This window comes from Rhodoferax sp. OV413 (assembly GCF_900104385.1).
Taxonomy (GTDB): domain Bacteria; phylum Pseudomonadota; class Gammaproteobacteria; order Burkholderiales; family Burkholderiaceae_C; genus Rhodoferax_B.
Genome location: NZ_FNJA01000002.1, coordinates 646,794 through 662,878, shown reverse-complemented (window position 1 = coordinate 662,878; position 16,085 = coordinate 646,794). Strand labels below are relative to the sequence as shown.

Annotated in this window: 14 protein-coding genes, 1 tRNA gene and 1 pseudogene; 10 read left to right on the top strand and 6 right to left on the bottom strand. The window is 65.6% G+C overall.

The features are described from left to right. Positions 1–67: 67 nt before the first annotated feature. Together BLT66_RS10600 and BLT66_RS10595 are read left to right on the top strand one after the other, a co-directional pair. Positions 68–676 (top strand): TetR/AcrR family transcriptional regulator, encoded by a 609-nt coding sequence (locus BLT66_RS10600; protein ID WP_092757637.1) that lies wholly within the window; start codon positions 68–70, stop codon positions 674–676. 137 nt (positions 677–813) lie between these two features. Beyond that, positions 814–2,487 carry a magnesium transporter CorA family protein gene (locus tag BLT66_RS10595; protein ID WP_092757636.1) on the top strand — a complete coding sequence of 558 codons (1,674 nt, stop codon included), beginning with the start codon at positions 814–816 and terminating at the stop codon, positions 2,485–2,487. A gap of 2 nt (positions 2,488–2,489) precedes the next feature. On the opposite strand, the gene BLT66_RS10590 is transcribed toward BLT66_RS10595, so the two are convergent. Continuing rightward, positions 2,490–3,314 carry a helix-turn-helix domain-containing protein gene (locus tag BLT66_RS10590; protein WP_092757635.1) on the bottom strand — a complete coding sequence of 275 codons (825 nt, stop codon included), beginning with the start codon at positions 3,312–3,314 and terminating at the stop codon, positions 2,490–2,492. Positions 3,315–3,420: 106 nt separating this feature from the next. Between BLT66_RS10590 and BLT66_RS10585 the strand changes: the two genes are divergently transcribed. The 5 genes and pseudogenes from BLT66_RS10585 to BLT66_RS27155 all read left to right on the top strand — a co-directional run bounded on the left by BLT66_RS10585 (position 3,421) and on the right by BLT66_RS27155 (position 7,755). Further along, on the top strand, positions 3,421–4,398 hold the full coding sequence (locus BLT66_RS10585) for a Bug family tripartite tricarboxylate transporter substrate binding protein (protein WP_092757634.1): 978 nt from the start codon (positions 3,421–3,423) through the stop codon (positions 4,396–4,398). A gap of 29 nt (positions 4,399–4,427) precedes the next feature. Next, a complete protein-coding gene (locus BLT66_RS10580) occupies positions 4,428–6,110 on the top strand; it encodes a DUF6351 family protein (RefSeq protein WP_092757633.1) in 1,683 nt (560 codons plus the stop codon). Further along, positions 6,107–6,580, top strand: a complete 474-nt coding sequence (locus BLT66_RS10575) for a DUF3237 domain-containing protein (protein WP_092757632.1) — start codon at positions 6,107–6,109, stop codon at positions 6,578–6,580. The genes BLT66_RS10580 and BLT66_RS10575 overlap by 4 nt, the downstream gene beginning before the upstream one ends. A gap of 65 nt (positions 6,581–6,645) precedes the next feature. After that, positions 6,646–7,146, top strand: a pseudogene (locus BLT66_RS27160) (MBL fold metallo-hydrolase); the annotation flags it as partial. A 138-nt stretch (positions 7,147–7,284) separates the two neighbouring features. Next, positions 7,285–7,755: a rhodanese-like domain-containing protein gene (locus tag BLT66_RS27155; protein WP_255406881.1), complete on the top strand. Its 471-nt coding sequence runs from the start codon at positions 7,285–7,287 to the stop codon at positions 7,753–7,755. Here the strand turns inward: BLT66_RS27155 and BLT66_RS10565 are convergent. Next, on the bottom strand, positions 7,752–8,726 hold the full coding sequence (locus BLT66_RS10565; protein ID WP_176955029.1) for a DNA-binding transcriptional response regulator: 975 nt from the start codon (positions 8,724–8,726) through the stop codon (positions 7,752–7,754). The two genes, BLT66_RS27155 and BLT66_RS10565, sit on opposite strands and share 4 nt — an antisense overlap. Positions 8,727–8,840: 114 nt before the next feature. On the opposite strand from BLT66_RS10565, the gene BLT66_RS10560 reads away from it, so the two are divergent. Next, positions 8,841–9,608, top strand: coding sequence for a type III pantothenate kinase (locus BLT66_RS10560; protein ID WP_092757629.1), 768 nt, complete (start codon positions 8,841–8,843; stop codon positions 9,606–9,608). Positions 9,609–9,827: 219 nt separating this feature from the next. On the opposite strand, the gene BLT66_RS10555 is transcribed toward BLT66_RS10560, so the two are convergent. Continuing rightward, positions 9,828–11,012 carry a M20 aminoacylase family protein gene (locus BLT66_RS10555; RefSeq protein WP_092757628.1) on the bottom strand — a complete coding sequence of 395 codons (1,185 nt, stop codon included), beginning with the start codon at positions 11,010–11,012 and terminating at the stop codon, positions 9,828–9,830. Positions 11,013–11,022: 10 nt separating this feature from the next. Further along, complete coding sequence (locus BLT66_RS10550) at positions 11,023–12,156, bottom strand: ABC transporter substrate-binding protein (protein ID WP_092757627.1); 1,134 nt, start codon at positions 12,154–12,156, stop codon at positions 11,023–11,025. A 29-nt stretch (positions 12,157–12,185) separates the two neighbouring features. Here BLT66_RS10550 and BLT66_RS10545 point away from each other — a divergent pair, with 29 nt between their 5' ends. Together BLT66_RS10545 and BLT66_RS10540 are read left to right on the top strand one after the other, a co-directional pair. Continuing rightward, positions 12,186–14,273 carry a molybdopterin-containing oxidoreductase family protein gene (locus BLT66_RS10545; RefSeq protein ID WP_092757626.1) on the top strand — a complete coding sequence of 696 codons (2,088 nt, stop codon included), beginning with the start codon at positions 12,186–12,188 and terminating at the stop codon, positions 14,271–14,273. 391 nt (positions 14,274–14,664) lie between these two features. Then, complete coding sequence (locus BLT66_RS10540) at positions 14,665–15,342, top strand: ProQ/FINO family protein (RefSeq protein WP_255406864.1); 678 nt, start codon at positions 14,665–14,667, stop codon at positions 15,340–15,342. A gap of 165 nt (positions 15,343–15,507) precedes the next feature. Here BLT66_RS10540 and BLT66_RS10535 read toward each other — a convergent pair. Next, positions 15,508–15,584 (bottom strand) — tRNA-Met (locus BLT66_RS10535). Between the two features lie 21 nt (positions 15,585–15,605). After that, positions 15,606–16,004, bottom strand: coding sequence for a 50S ribosomal protein L17 (gene rplQ, locus BLT66_RS10530; RefSeq protein ID WP_092757624.1), 399 nt, complete (start codon positions 16,002–16,004; stop codon positions 15,606–15,608). Positions 16,005–16,085: the final 81 nt, after the last annotated feature.

Genomic DNA, 16,085 nt, shown 5'->3' with positions numbered 1-16,085 from the left:
AAATTTGACTTTTGACGCCTGTCAATCAAAAATGAACACCTGAGTTCAATTAAAAAGAGAAGACACGATGAAAGTCCGAACCGATGCCAAGCGCGATGCCATCCTGCGCACCGCCGGCGAGGTGTTCCTGGAAATGGGCTACGAGCGCACCTCGATGGCCGAAATCGCGGCCCGCGTGGGCGGCTCCAAGGCCACGCTGTACGGCTATTTCCCCTCCAAAGAAGCCATCTTCATGACCCTGGCGCACAAGTTCGGCGCCGACCACATCGACCCTGCGATGGACGAGCTGATGGCCGCCGTGGACGAAGACCTGACCGCCGTGCTGGAGCGCTTCTGCGAACGCCTGCTGAGCTTCCTGAGCGCGTCCGAAACCATTTCCGCCCACCGCCTGGTGCTGGCCGAGGCCGGCCATTCGGACGTGGGCCGGCTGTTCTACGAAGCCGGCCAGAAGCAGGGCATCGCCACCATGGGCGCGTACCTGCAGACGCTGATGGACCGCGGCCGCTTGCGCCAGTCCGACCCGGTGATCGCCGCCCAGCACCTGGGGGCACTGGTGCATTCCGAGGTCGACCACCGCTACTTCTACCGCGACCTGCCCGAGCTGAGCCCCGAGCAGACCAAGGGCATGGCGGCGCGGGCGGTGCAGGTCTTCCTGGGTGGCTACAGCCCGCGTTGAAATTTATGAAAATAATGGCTCTGGCGCACATTCCACAAGCGCCAGCAGCTATTATTTAGATAGCAAAATGCAAGGACGCCCCATCGGGCCCTGGCTCCTCTACACTTCGCGCAATAGCCGCCCACGGATTGCCCACGATGTCCACCGAAACCGCCGCCCCCGCACGCCCCCAGGTTGAGCACTTTCGCCAGGTTTTGCTCTGGCCGCTGCGGCTGATGCCGGTGCGCGGCAGCCAGGGCCAGCATGCCAAACCCTGGCAGGTGCTGGCCGACATGGGCGACGCCTCGCCCTGGCGCGAGGTGGTGGACGAGTTCACCGGCGACAGCAGCCGCTTCCACGAGCGGCATTACAACGAGTTCGTCACCTTCCTGCCCTATGTGCAGCGCTTTCTGTACGGCGAGGGCCTGCCCAAGCACGGCCAGCCCGGCAAGACCCAGGGCTCGCCGATGCGGGTGTTCCGGCGCCACGACATTGCCGCGGTGCGCGTGGTGCCACGCCCCGGCGACGCGCCGATCACGCTGCAAACCGTGCACGTCGACCTGTACTTCTTTCTGGACGTAGACCTGGTGCTGCTGAACGTCGAGGTGGTGGGCGAAAAGCTCGGCCTGGAGCAGGCGCAGGAACTGATGTACCGCTTCGGCCGCGCCTACCCGGCCGGCTGGGACGCGACCGGCCAGGCCTTGCACTGCCTGGCCAGCGCCGAATGGCTGGACGCGCAAGGCCAGGTGCTGGCCGCCTCCGACGCCAACCAGCGCGACGCCTTCATGGCCCATGTCAGCACCCGCCGCGCGCCGCGCATGTCGGCCCATTGGGACTACGTGATGCAGCCGCTGGTGGGAGACCATTCGGACCACGAAGGCCCGCTGCGCTTTCGGCAGATCGAGTACTACCGCATGCCATTGATGGCCTACCTGGCGCTGGACCGACCGCGCGCGCTGACCCGCAGCGACTTCGTGCGCCTGGGCCTGGTCACCGGCTCCAGCCCGGTGGACCTGGCAGGCGACTGCGCCCTGCCCTATGGAGAGCAGCACCTGAGCGACTTCGAACACAAATACTGCTACGACCGCTTCTGGGCCGACGCCGGTGCCGCGCCGAACACCCGCTATCTGTGCAACGGCCATGCAATGGTGGTGGTCGGCGATGCCAGCAGCCAGTTCTACGGCTGCCGCGACCGCGGCGTGCTGGCGCAGTTCCGGCACCAGCACTTTCTGGTGTTCCTGATCGCCCACTTCCAGAAGGCCGCGCTGCTGATGTATTCCGACCGGCTGGCCGAGGCGCTGAAGAACCTGGACATCAGCGACGCCGCCAGCATCCGCCAGTTCAAGCGTGCCATACGCGAGGGCTTTGGCAGCTTTCTGCGCTTCACCCACCGCTACTGGTTCCACGAGCTGTCCGAGCAGGCCCAGGTGCGCGCGCTGTCGCAGATGTGTTCCCAGCACCTGGGGCTGGACGCGCTGTACGCCGAGGTCAAGGAGCGCATCGCCGAGATGAACCAGTACCTGGAGGCCGACAGCCTGCGCCGCCAGGCCAACACCGTGGTGCGCCTGACGGTGGTAACCATCTTCGGCCTGATCGGCACCGTGACCACCGGCTTCCTGGGCATGAACCTGCTGGCCGAAGCCGATGCGCCCATGGGGCGCCGGCTGGGCATTTTTGCCATCACCTTTGTGCTGACCACGGCGCTGACGGTCTACACCATGGTCAAGTCGAAACGCCTGTCGGACTTCCTGGACGTGCTGTCCGACGAGCGCACCACCGCCTGGCAAAAGACCAAGGCGCTGATCGGCGTCTGGACCCGCAAGGACGACTGAAGCTAGACGCCCTGGGCCGACAGCACCCGGGCGAACAACTCGTTGCGGAAGTGGATGCCCAGGCGGGCGAAGGCCCGCTTGCGGTAGGTTTTGACGGTGGGCAGGCCCAGGCCCAGCTGGCAGGCAATGCCGTCCAGGGTCAGGCCTTGCAGCATGCCGGCGCAAACCTCGCATTCGCGCAAGGTCAGCCCCGGGTGCAGGCGCTGCACCTGCAGCACCTGGGCCGCAAAGCCCGCATCCCGTGCGGGTGCGGAGGGAGTCGGGTGGGGCGGCAGCGGCAGCCGCAACAACAGATGCTTGTGGGCCAGCGCCAACAAGCTGGGCGCCAGCTGGGTGAAATCGGCAATCTGCGCATCGCTGAACGGCCGCTGGTGCTGGTGGCGGTAGAAGTTGAGGGCAAACAGCGCGCCGTCGCCCTGCGGCTCCACCACCGACACCCGTTCGGCCATGCCATGCGCCTCGTAGACCTTGGCCCGGTGCTCGGGCGGCACCTCTTGCGCGGTGATGTGGCTGACCTGCTGCTGCGGCGCAGCCGCCGATGGAGCCCGGTACAGCGTGCTGTCGCCAAGGTACGGGCCAGACAGGTAAGCGCGCCAGCAGTCGCGCGTGGTGTCGGGCACACCGTGGCTGGCCGACATGTAGATCACCGGCTGACACAGCGGCCCGGTGCGGTACACCGACCAGGAAGCAGCAGGCAGCAGCGGGTACAGGCTGTCCAGCAGGGTTTGCTCAAAGTGGTTCTCGCCCAGGCGGGGCACCGCCTGGGTCAGCACGTTCAGCAGCTCGCCGGGCGTGGCGGCGTTTGCATTGGCAGCCCACTGTCGCATCCTCGTACCTTCGCTTATAGGGTTAACGCGTCATCTTCTGGGATGACAGCATACGGGCAGGCCGGCGCCTACGCTATGCAGCATTACACCTAGTCGGAGACACCCCATGCCCATTCCCTCACGCCGCTGCGTGCTCGCCACCCTGTTCACCGCACTGGCCTGCAGCGCCGCCAGCGCCCAGACCAGCTACCCCAGCAAACCGGTCCGCCTGGTGGTCGGCTTTGCCGCCGGCACCGGGCCGGACATCGTGGCCCGGGTGCTGGGCCAGAAGCTCGCCGAAGCCTGGGGCATGGGCGTGGTGGTGGACAACAAGCCCGGTGCCGGCGGCCTGATCGCCGCCACCGAAGTGGCCCGCGCCGCGTCCGATGGCTACACCTTGCTGCTGGGAGAAACCGGCCAGCTGGCCATCGCCCCCAGCAGCTACAACAAGCTGCCCTACGACGTGCAGCGCGACTTCGCCCCGGTCAGCCAGGTGGCCAGTGTGGACTTCGCCTTTCTGGTGAATCCGCAAAAGGTGGCCGCCCGCAATGTGAAGGACTTCGTGGACGCTGCCAAGACGCAAAAGGGCTTGTTCATGGCCACTTTTGGCGCCGGCACACCCGGGCATTTCGGGGTCTTCATGCTGGGCGACGCGTTGAAGCTGCAGCCCGAGCCGGTGCACTACAAGTCGACAGGTGATGCGCTGACAGGCCTGTTCGGCGGCGATGTGCAAGGCGTGTTCGCCAGCATGGGGCTGGCCGCGCCCCAGGTCAAAGCCGGCAAGCTGCTGGCCCTGGCCACCACCGGCCCGGTGCGCACCAGCACCCTGCCCGAGGTGCCGACCTTCAAGGAACAAGGCTACCCCGAGCTGGAATTCAACTCCTGGTTCGGCGTGGTGGCGCCGGCCAAAACGCCGGCCGATGTGCTGGTCAAGCTGAATGCCGACATCGTCAAGGTGGTGCGATCCGCCGAAGGCAAGGCCAAGCTGGAGGACGCGGGCTTTCGCGCCACCGGCAGCAGCCGCGAAGACTTCGCCCGCAGCATCGCCGCCGACACCGCCAAATGGGGCAAGGCCGTGGCTGCCACCGGATTCAAGGCCGACTGATGGCCGCCGCACCCCAGCCAGGAAACCGCATGCACACCCTGCCCCTTCTGCGCCGCAAACGCTCCAAACACTCCATCTTGGCTGGCCTGCTGGCCAGCCTGGTCGCCGGCTGCGGCGGCAGTGACGGCAATGCCGCCGGTGCACCGCTGGATGCCAGCGCATCGGCCGCCGCCTGCAGCAAGCTGGCCGCCCAGGCCGGCCTGTCGGCCGCCACCCTGACCAGCCAGTACGTACCGGCCGGCACCAAGCGCCCGGGCAATGCCAGCAGCGGCGACTTTCTGCCCGGCCATTGCACGTTGACCGGCAGCATCAACCCGCGCGTCGGCGTGGATGGCAGAAACTACGCGATCGGCTTCCAACTGAGCCTGCCCGACAACTGGAACGGCCGCTTCCTGTACCTGGGTGGCGGCGGCAACGACGGCACGCTGCGCGACACCTCGCTGAGCTCCAGCATCTCGATCGCCACCGCCTCGCCGCTGGGCCAGGGCTTTGCCGTGGTCTCCACCGACGCAGGGCATAGCGGCACCAGTGCGCTGTTCGGCCTGGACCCGCAGGCGCGCATAGACCACGCCTACAACGCACACGACAAGACCGCCGTCAGCGCCAAGGAACTGATACGCCAGCGCTACGGCCGCACGCCCGACAAATCCTATTTCTCGGGCTGCTCGGGCGGTGGCCGCCAGGGCATGATGTTCTCGCAGCGCTTCCCGGACTACTTCGACGGCATCACTGCCGGCGCCCCGGCGATGCGCGTGTCCAGCGGCGCCACGGTGGCGGCGATGTGGAACAACCGCCAGCTCACGGCCATCGCGCCACAGGACGGCGCGGGCAACCCCATCCTGTCGCAGGCTTTCAGCGATGCCGACCTGAACCTCACCGCCCAGGCCATCAACAGCGCCTGCGATGGGGCCGACGGCGTGGTCGACGGCATGGTCAACAACGTGCAGGCCTGCAGCTTCAACCCTGCCGTGCTGCAGTGCGTGGGCGCCAAGACCGCCAGCTGCCTGAGCAGCGCCCAGGTGGGTGCACTGCAAGACGTGTTCGGCGGCCCGAAGAACAGCGCCGGCAGCGCGCTGTACACCGGCCAGCCCTGGGACCCGGGCCTGGCCGCCCCGGGCTGGCGCAGCTGGACCCTGGGCAGCTCGACCACCGCCACCCCTGACTCGCGCTACAACACCTTGATGCGCGACGCGCTGGTGCACGAGTTCTTCACCCCGCCGGACCCGACGTTCAACGCGCTGAACTTCAATTTCGATACCGATCCGGCGCGCATGGCCTGGTTCTCGGCGGTGTACGACACCTATGTCGACGCCACCCTGACCGCCTACCAGAAGCACGGTGGCAAGCTGCTGCTGATCCACGGCATGTCGGACCCGATCTTCTCGGCCTCCGACACCCTGGCCTACTACGCCCGGCTCAGCGCCAACAATGGTGGCTTGGCCGCCACCCAGGGCTTTGCGCGGACCTTTCTGGTGCCGGGCATGAACCACTGCTCGGGCGGCCCGGCCACCGACAGCTTTGACTCGCTGCAAACCATGGTCGACTGGGTGGAAAAAGGCATTGCGCCCGACACCATCCGTGCCGTGGCCACGGCCAGCAACAGCTACTTCCCGAACCGCAGCCGGCCGCTTTGCGCCTACCCGCTGTACGCCAAGTACAAGGGATCGGGCAGCATGGAAGACGCCAGCAACTTCAGCTGCGCCACCCCATGAGCGCCGACACCATCGCCACCCCCAGCCTGGCCTTCTTCGCCGACCTGTCGGTGCAGGTGGCGGCGCCGCAGGAAGTCGGTACCAGCGACCACGGCCACCGCCGCCTGATCCCTATCCTGGGCGGCAGCGCCCGTGGCGAGGGCTGGACCGCCCGGGTGCTGCCCGGCGGAGCCGATGCCCAGCTGGTGGTGAACGCGCAACTGGCCGAGCTGGACGCGCGCTACTGCCTGGAGACCGACAGCGGCGAGCTGATCTACGTGCACAACCGCGCCATCCGCACCGGGCCGGCCGAGCTGATGGCGCGCCTGGTGCGCGGCGAAACCGTGGACCCGGCGCAGATCTACTTCCGCTGCCTGCCGCGCTTTGAAACCGCGGCGCCGGCCTTGCAGTGGATCAACCAGCGGCTGTTCGTCGGCAGCGGCGCGCGCTACCCGCAGACGGTGGAGATGCGCTTTTTTACCCTGGGCTAACTTACGGGGCACCGGGTGGGGCTGCAAGCCGCAAAATAGGGTTGCCGCATTCCCGGAGCCCGACCATGCAACCGATCCAACTCTTCGACCCCGCCACCAGCACCTACACCTATGTGCTGGCAGACCCCGCCAGCCGCTCCGCCGCCATCATCGACCCGGTGGACACCCAGCTGGAGCGCGACCTGGCTCTGCTGCAAGCCCAGGGCCTAACCCTGGTCTGGACGCTGGAGACGCACACCCACGCCGACCACATCACCAGTGCCGGCAAACTGGCTGAACACACCGGCGCCAAAACGGCGGCCCCGGCCGGCTGCGGCATCCACAGCGCGGCTGTGCAGCTGCAGCATGGCGACTTCCTCAGCTTTGGCGGCGAAACCCTGCAGGCCCTGCACACGCCCGGCCATACCGCGGGCAGCATGAGCTTCGTCTGGCGCAACCATGTGTTCACCGGCGACACCTTGCTGATCAATGGCTGCGGCCGCACCGACTTCCAGTCCGGTAGCGCCAAGGCGCTGTACAACAGCCTGACGCAGGTGCTGTTTGCGCTGCCCGACGAGACCGTGGTCTGGCCGGGCCACGACTACCATGGCCTCAGCCATTCCAGCATCGCCGACGAGCGGGAACACAATCCCCGTATCGCCCACAAAACCCTAGAGGAGTTCACCGCCACCATGGACGCATTGCATTTACCCCGCCCGCAACGCATGGACGAAGCCGTGCCCGCCAACCTGCAGTCCGGCCTGCGCCACGATGCCGGTGCGCCCGCCGCTGCGGCTCGCCCGGCCGAAGGCTATGCCGGCGACGTATCGCCCCAGCTGGCCTGTCAGTGGTGGCAGGCCGGTGAAGCGGTATTGGTCGACGTACGCACCGATGCCGAGCGCGAATGGGTGGGCTTTGTGCCCGGCGCCGTGCCGCTGGCCTGGAAACAGTGGCCAGGCATGGCCCTGAACCCGGGCTTTGACGCCGGCCTGCAAGCCGCGCTGGCCGGCGGCAAAAAGGCCGTGCTGCTGTGCCGCAGCGGCGTGCGCTCGGTGGCCGCGGCCAAGCGCGCAACCGAGCTGGGCCTGCAGGCCTACAACATCCTGGAAGGCTTCGAGGGCGACCCGGACGGCGATGCCCACCGGGGCCGCCAAGGCGGCTGGCGCTTCCACGGCCTGCCCTGGCGCCAGGGCTAGATTTGGATAAAGCGTGGCGGCTGCTCTGCCATCCATTCGGCAAAGCTGCTCACCACGTCGCCCGGCACCGCAAACAACGCGCCCAACAGGCTGTCGTCATCGCCCAGGCTGAAAGCCTCGGCCATGGCCGGCAAGGTCTTGGAGCCTAGCGCTTGGCAAAGCTCGATGGCCATCAGCTGGCGGCCCTGGCGGATCTGGGTCAGGGCCGACGGCCCCGCCCCCACGGATTCGGCCAGCTCCGCCAGTTCGTCGAGACCGCTATGCGGTTCAAGCTGCAGCCAACCGGTCTGGCCCTGCGCGTTACGCCCCAGGATGCCGAACGGCGCACCGATCACCGTGTACTCGACCCAGCCCTGCGCCGCCACCCATTGCGCCAGCGCCTGGGCCATCGCCGGGGTGCGCAGCATGGCGTTCTGTACGGGCGTCAACGTGGCGCGCCACAGGGCCGCATGGCGCTGGCAGGTGGCTACCAGCAGCTGGGTAACCGCATCCACCAGGCGCCGGGAAATGTCGGGCGCCTGCTTGGGGATGAACTGTGCGATCAGGCCACGGTTGAAGGCCTGCACCGCCAACTGTTCGTCGGCCTGGCCGGTCAGCAGCACCTTAGCGCCCGGCCAGTCGCGCAGCGCGTCCAGCAGCTGCAGGCCGTCGGTCAGCGGCATCGAGTAGTCGACCACGCACACCTGGGTCAGGCCGTAGCGGCGCGCGCCGTGCTGCGCCCAGTACTGCAAGATCTGCGGTATCAGCGGCGTGCCATGGCGGTGCCAGCGGTCGATGATTTCCTGCTGGGCCCACACATCGGCCTCCCAGTCGGCCACCTCCTGCTGTAGCTGGCGCAGGCAGTGCGCAGGCCGCAGGTAAAAGCGCACCGGCCAGGCCGCGGGCGCCAGCAGCTGCAGCATGGCCAAGTAGTCGGGATCGTCGTCCAGAAACACCACACTGCCGGGGGATGCAAAAAGAGGGAAGCTCATGGAGTCTGGTGGTTGGTGCTGCGCGGGTAGCTCACGTCGGTATCTTTCCCATCCAGCGAGTCTACTAGCCGGCAGACGTCGATAATGCGCGCAAAGAACACCGGAGACCGCAGGATGAGTTTTCTCGCCATCGACATTGGCAACACCCGCCTCAAGTGGTCGCTGTACGAAGCGCCCCGCCCTGGGGCCACCTTGTTGGCCCATGGCGCCGAGTTTCTGGAGAACATCGACAAGCTGGCCGACGGCCCCTGGGCCGGTCTGGCCGCGCCCAAGCAGATGCTGGGCTGCATCGTCGCCGGCGATGCGGTCAAGCGCCGCGTCCACGAGCAGATGGAGCTGTGGGAGGTGGCGCCCCAGTGGGTCGTGGCCAGCGCCGCCGAGGCCGGTTTGGTCAACGGCTACGACCACCCCACCCGCCTAGGCGCCGACCGCTGGGTCGCCATGGTGGGCGCACGCCACCGCATGCTGGCCCAGGGCCCCGAGCGGCCCATGGTGGTGGTGATGGTGGGCACGGCCGTGACGGTGGAGGCCGTAGACACGCAGGGTAAGTTTCTCGGCGGGCTGATCCTGCCGGGCCACGGCATCATGCTGCGCGCGCTGGAATCCGGCACCGCCGGCCTGCACGTGCCGACCGGCGAGGTGCGCGAGTTCCCCACCAATACCAGCGACGCCCTGACCAGCGGCGGCACCTATGCGATTGCCGGCGCGGTGGAGCGCATGGTGCAGCACGTACGCCAGCACTGCGGCGCCGAGCCGGCCTGCTTCATGACCGGCGGCGCCGGCTGGAAGATGGCGCCCAGCATGTCGGTGCCGTTCGAGCTGGTGGACAACTTGATCTTCGACGGGCTGCTGGAGATGGCCGCCGGCCGCTTCAAGCCATAGTTTTTAAGCTTTTTAGGCCTCCAGCGCAGGTAGTACCTGCGCTACCAGCTATTTATTTGATAGCACCAGAAATAGCTACTAGCAAGGGATCAACCCGCGGCTTCAGCCATGACGCGCATGCCCCAGGGATGCCGTGGAACCGGCTTTGCCGGGCCACTGGCATCGCCCCCTGCAAGGGGGTGGCGGAAAGTGCGCAGCACTGCAGCCTGGGGGTGAGCGTTATTTCAACCAAGCCTCGGCCAGCCGCACCCAGTAGGTGGCGCCCATGGGGATCAGGTCGTCGTTGAAGTCGTAGCTGGGGTTGTGCAGGGTGCAGGGGCCGGCGCCGTGGCCGATGGCGCGGTGGTCGCCGTCACCATTGGCGATGAAGCAGTAGGCGCCGGGCTTGGCCAGCAGCATGAAGGCGAAGTCTTCGGCACCCATGGTGGGTTCCTGGGCGATGACGTTCTCGGCACCGACCACCTCGGCCATCACCCGGCGGGCGAACTCGGCCTCGGCCGGGTGGTTGATGGTGGGCGGGTAGTTGCGCACAAACTCGAACTCGCAGCGGGCGTCGAAGGCGCTGCACAGGTTGTCGGCAATCTGGCGCATGCGGGCTTCGATCAGGTCCAGCACCTCGATACTGAAGGTGCGCACCGTGCCCTGCAGCTCGACGCTGTCGGGCACGATATTGGTGGCCGAGCCGCCGTGCACCATGGTGACCGACACCACGCCAGCGTCGATGGGCTTTTTGTTGCGGCTGATGATGGTCTGGAAGGCCAGCACCATCTGGCAGGCGATAGGCACCGGGTCCACGCCCATCTGCGGCATGGCGGCGTGGCTGCCTTTGCCACGGATGGTTATCTTAAATTCATTGCTGGACGCCATCACCGGCCCGGGGCTGAGGGCGAACTGGCCGACCTGCATGCCGGGCCAGTTGTGCATGCCGAACACCGCGTCCATGGGGAAGCGCTCAAAAAGGCCTTCTTGCACCATGTCGCGGGCGCCACCGCCGCCTTCTTCGGCCGGCTGGAAGATCAGGTACACCGTGCCGTCGAAGTTACGGTGCTCGGCCAGGTACTGGGCAGCGGCCAACAGCATGGCGGTATGCCCGTCATGGCCACAGGCGTGCATCTTGCCCGGGTACTGGCTGGCGTGGGCAAAGGTGTTGAATTCCTGCAGCGGCAGCGCGTCCATGTCGGCGCGCAGGCCGATGGCGCGCTTGGAATTGCCGTTCTGCAAAATGCCGACCACGCCGGTGCCGGCCAGGCCGCGGTGGATGGGGATGCCCCATTCGGTCAGCTGCTGCGCCACCAGGTCGGCGGTACGCACCTCCTGGAAGCTCAGCTCGGGGTGGGCGTGCAGGTCGCGGCGCAGGGCCGCAATACGAGGCGCTTGCTGAACCAGGGTGTCGATCAGGGGCATGGCGGACTCCTTAGGTGCGCACCCGTCCGTCGCCGGTGAGCATGGACAGATTGACAAAGCTCGACCCCACATGGTCGGTGGCAGAGAAGGTGACGGTAAAGCCGCCATAGTTCTGCGAGCCCAGCGCTTCCAGCCCGGCCACCACAGCCTCGCGGGTCAGGCCTTTGCCGGCGGCGCGCTTCAGGCCCTCGACCAAGACCTTGGCCGACAAATAGCCCTCCATGCTGGAGAAGTTGGCGCGGGCGTCGCCGCCAGCGGTTTTGACCGCGGCGGTGAACTCGCGGGCGATGGCGCTGGTCGGGCTGTAGGGTGAGGGCATGACTTGCGAGACCACCACACCGGCGGCATCCTTGCCCAGCTCGTCAGCCAGCGCCTGGGTGCCGACAAACGAGACGTTGAAGAACTGCCCGCCGAAGCCGGCCTTGCGCGCGGCACGGATAAAGGCCGCGCAGGATTTGTAGGCACTGATCTGCACGATGGCGTGGGGCTCGGCAGCGCGCAGGGTCTGCACCGCGGCAGCCACGTCCACCGAATTACGCTCCACCGTGGCCAGCGCCACCGGCTTGCGGCCCAGCGCCGACAAAGCCAGGTTCACGCCGTCCAGGCCGGCCTTGCCATAGGCATCGTTCTGGTAGAACACCGCGATCCGGTCCAACCCAAGCTGGGTCAGCTGCTTGACGATCAGCGCGGTCTCGTCCTGGTAGGAGGCGCGCACATGGAAGGCGTATCGATTGAACGGCGTGCGCAAGGCCATGGCGCCGGTGAACGGGGCCACGAACGCGGTCTTCGCCTGGGTGGCCAGCGGCAGCGCGGCCAGGCTGGTGGGGGTGCCGATGTAGCCAAACAAGGCCAGCGTGTCGTCGGCAAGCAGCTTGCGGGTGTTTTCAATGCAGCGCTCGGGCTCGTAGCCGTCGTCCAGCGAGCGCAGCTCGATCTGCCGGCGCTCCACCCCGCCCTGGGCGTTCACCTGGTCGAAGTACAGCTTTGCACCCTGGGCAAACTGCAGGCCGAGCTGTGCAGCCGGCCCGGTGAGCGCGGCCGACTGGCCGATCAGGATTTTGCCGCTGGGCTGCGCGCGCACGGTTGAAATACCAGCGACTGCAGTAGCCCCGGCGGCGATGGAAAAACGGCGGCGATTTATCATGGACCTATTCTGTCAGAAGCGATAAACCCATGATGCAAGACCCAGACCAATCCGCGACAAGCCTGGTGCGCGGCGCCTGCCCGCACGACTGCCCCGATACCTGCGCGCTACTGACCACGGTGCATAACGGAGTCGCCATCAAAGTCCAGGGCAACCCCGCGCATGCGCACACCGACGGCGTGCTGTGCACCAAAGTCTCGCGCTACACCGAGCGCAGCTACCACCCGGACCGCATCCTGCAGCCGCTGAAGCGCACCGGCCCCAAGGGCTCGGGGCAGTTTGCTGCGGTCAGCTGGGACGAGGCCTTGACCGACATCGCGGCACGCCTGCAGGCCATCGCCGCCCGCAACCCGGAGGCCATCGTGCCGTATAGCTATGCAGGCACCATGGGGCTGGTGCAGGGTGAAAGCATTGCCGCGCGCTTCTTCCACCGGCTGGGTGCATCCCTACTGGACCGGACGATCTGCGCCTCGGCCGGCGGTGAGGGCCTGGTGCAGACCTTGGGCGGCAAGGTCGGCATGAAGGTGGAGTTCTTCGCCGAGTCCAAGCTGATCCTGATCTGGGGCAGCAATTCGATTGGCAGCAATCTGCACTTCTGGCGCTATGTGCAGCAGGCCAAGCGCGACGGCGCACGCCTGGTGTGCATCGATCCGCGCAAAACCGAAACCGCCGAGAAATGCCATGAGCACATCGCCCTGCGCCCCGGTACCGACGCAGCCCTGGCCTTCGCCCTGATGCACGAGCTGGTCCAGCACGACTGGCTGGACCACGCCTATCTGGCCGAGCACACCCTGGGCTGGCCCGCCTTGCGCGAACGGGCCTTGGAATGGCCACCCGAGCGCGCCGCCGAGGTCTGCGGGGTGACGGTGGAACAGATCCGCGCGCTGGCGCAGGATTACGGCCAATGCTTTATGAACGGGCAGCCCGCCGCCATCCGCCTGAACTACGGCATGCAGCGCACCCGTGGCGGCGGCAACGCCACGCGCGCCGTCGTCAGCCTGCCAGCGCTGATCGGCGCCTGGAGGCACCGGGCAGGCGGCGTACTGATGAGCAGCTCGGGCCAGTTCCCGTTGCAGCGCGCGGCCTTGCAGCGGCCCGATCTATTGGCCGGGCGCCAGCCGCGCACCGTCAATATGAGCACGATTGGCGATGCCTTGCTGGACCCGGTCGAACCAAAGATCGAAGCGCTGGTGGTCTACAACAGCAACCCGGTCGCGGTAGCGCCGGAGTCGGGCAAGGTGGTGCAAGGCTTTGCGCGCGAAGACCTGTTCACCGTGGTGCTGGAGCACTTCCAAACCGATACCGCCGACTATGCCGACTACATCCTGCCCGCCACCACCCAGCTGGAGCACTGGGATGTGCACAGCAGCTACGGCCACACCGATGCCTTGCTGAACCGGCCGGCGATTGCGCCGCTAGGCGAGTCCAAGCCGAACACCCAGATCTTCCGCGAGCTGGCTGTGCGCATGGGGTTTACCGAGGATTGTTTCAACGACAGCGACGAGAGCTTGTGCCGTGCAGCCTATGGCGACCAGGTGGACTTCGGCGCACTGGATGAACATGGCTTTGCCACTATTCCGTTGCCGGATGCGCCGTTCGCCGCAGGGCAGTTCCCTACGCCATCCGGTAAATGCGAGTTTTGGAGTGAGCGGCTGGCGGCGCAAGGCCTGGATGGCCTGCCCGATTACCTGCCGAACTATGAGGGCGCCGGAATCTCTAGCGATTACCCGCTGGCGATGATTTCACCGCCAGCGCGTAACTTCCTCAACTCCAGCTTCGTCAATGTCACCAGCTTGCGCGCCATTGAAGGGGAGCCGGTTTTGGAGATCCATGCGAGTGATGCGCAGGCCCGGGGCATCACCACCGGGGCGGTGGTGCGCGTTTTCAACCAACGCGGCACCTACCGTTGCAAGGCGAAGGTATCGCCCCGAGCCCGTGCGGGCGTGGTGAACGGAATGGGAATTTGGTGGCGCAAACTGGGCCTGGACGGCAGCAATGTGAACCAGCTGACCAGCCAGCGGTTGACGGACCTGGGCCGTGCGCCGACCTTCTACGACTGTTGGGTCGATGTGGCACTGGACACGCCAGTGCAGCACGCCACCTCGGGTGTTGCCTAGGCGGCGGCAGTCGCCTTTTCGCCCTTGCCTTTAGTGGCTGCAGGTGGGGCGCCTACCACTTGCCAAATCGTCTTGAATGGGGTTTCTGGGATGGGCAGAGGTTTGGTACGTACTGCTTCTGGAGGAGTTGCGGGAACCACGGGAGCTTTCTTAGCCATGAGCACTTTCAAAATTTTGAGAGCGCCGATTGTCGCAGCAAAGCCATGGCCCGCTCGCAGACGACTTTCGCGCTGGAGCATCTCGTTAGGCCATGGGGACTGAGGGGCACAGCGTCAAAGTGCACGGCAGAGCGCGCAAGATAAGCGCATAGAGGTTTTCGATCAAAATGGGGCCCCTGCGAAGACGATCCATCCGCACCCCATTTCCCCATTTACCGAAGACAAGCACCACCGTGACAAGCTCCCCCGCAACACCGACCGCACCAGCTCCCCGCCGCACCGCAAAGCCTGCGCGCGCACCACAGACCCGAGAAATCCATCCCTTGCTACCCAAGCTGCGCGAGCTGTACCCCAAGGTGTTTGGCGCACAGGCCTTGCCTCTGAAGTTGGGCGTCTTCCATGAATTGGTGGCCAACCACCCCGACCTGCTGGAAGCCAAAGCCTTGCGCGAAGCGCTAGGTCAGCACACACGCTCGACACGTTATCTGGAACAAGTGGCCATGGGTGTCCCACGCCATGACCTACAAGGCAACCCGGTCGAGGAGCTGGCACCCGAACACGTCCACCAGGCCATCATGGAAGTGGTGCGCCGCGATCGCAATGGTCAAAGTGCGGCGTCCCAAGCCAAGCTCCGTATGCGGTTACGCAATGCTTTTGAAGCCTCGGGGCTAAGCCGCGGCGAGTACGCAGAGCTGGTCAAACCACCATTGGAGGCATGGAATGCATTGCTGGACCATGCCTATGCAGAACACGGGGCGGTCGCCGCCAAGCGCGAAGCACTTTTGAAGGCCTTTGAAGCCAGCGGACAAACCCTGGCCCAGTTCGCCGATATGTACGGCATGGATCTCAACACTGCGGAAGATGCACTGGCACACGCAAAGCAAGAACGCGCCAGCAAGAGCACGGCCTGACGGCGTCAAAGCATGGCGGCCTGCGCGCTGGCCATGCTTGGCTGTTGATTACCGAGTAGCCTGTTGGTAAACAACGCCTCCAACATAGGTTGAAATGAGGCTCCAGAAATTAAAAAACCCGCACAAGGCGGGTTTTTTAATTCGTAGCACCGAAATGCTACTGATTGGTTGCGCGAGTAGGATTTGAACCTACGACCTTTGGGTTATGAGCCCAACGAGCTACCAGGCTGCTCCATCGCGCGGTATCTTTCTATTATAGCAGCTTATTCTGCGGCAGCTGCTATTTCTACAACTTCTTTTGACTCAGCACGGTCGACCAATTCAACCAGAGCCATAGGCGCATTATCACCCACGCGGAAACCCATTTTCAGAATACGGGTGTAGCCGCCTGGACGGGCGTTGAAACGGGGGCCCAGGTCATTGAACAGCTTGGTGACGCTATCGCGGTCACGCAAACGGTCAAATGCCAGACGGCGGTTTGCAACCGTTGCCACTTTAGACAAAGTGATCATCGGCTCGATAACGCGACGCAGTTCCTTTGCCTTGGGCAAAGTGGTCTTGATGGCTTCGTGTTCGATCAACGAATTCATCATGTTGCGCAACATAGCAAGACGGTGCGAGCTGGTGCGATTAAGTTTACGAAGTCCGTGTCCGTGGCGCATGGTGCATTCCTTTCAATTATTTTGACGCGCAGCCGGATCAGGTACTGCGCGTTGCACTGAGACCTGCGAAGGTCTCTCTTC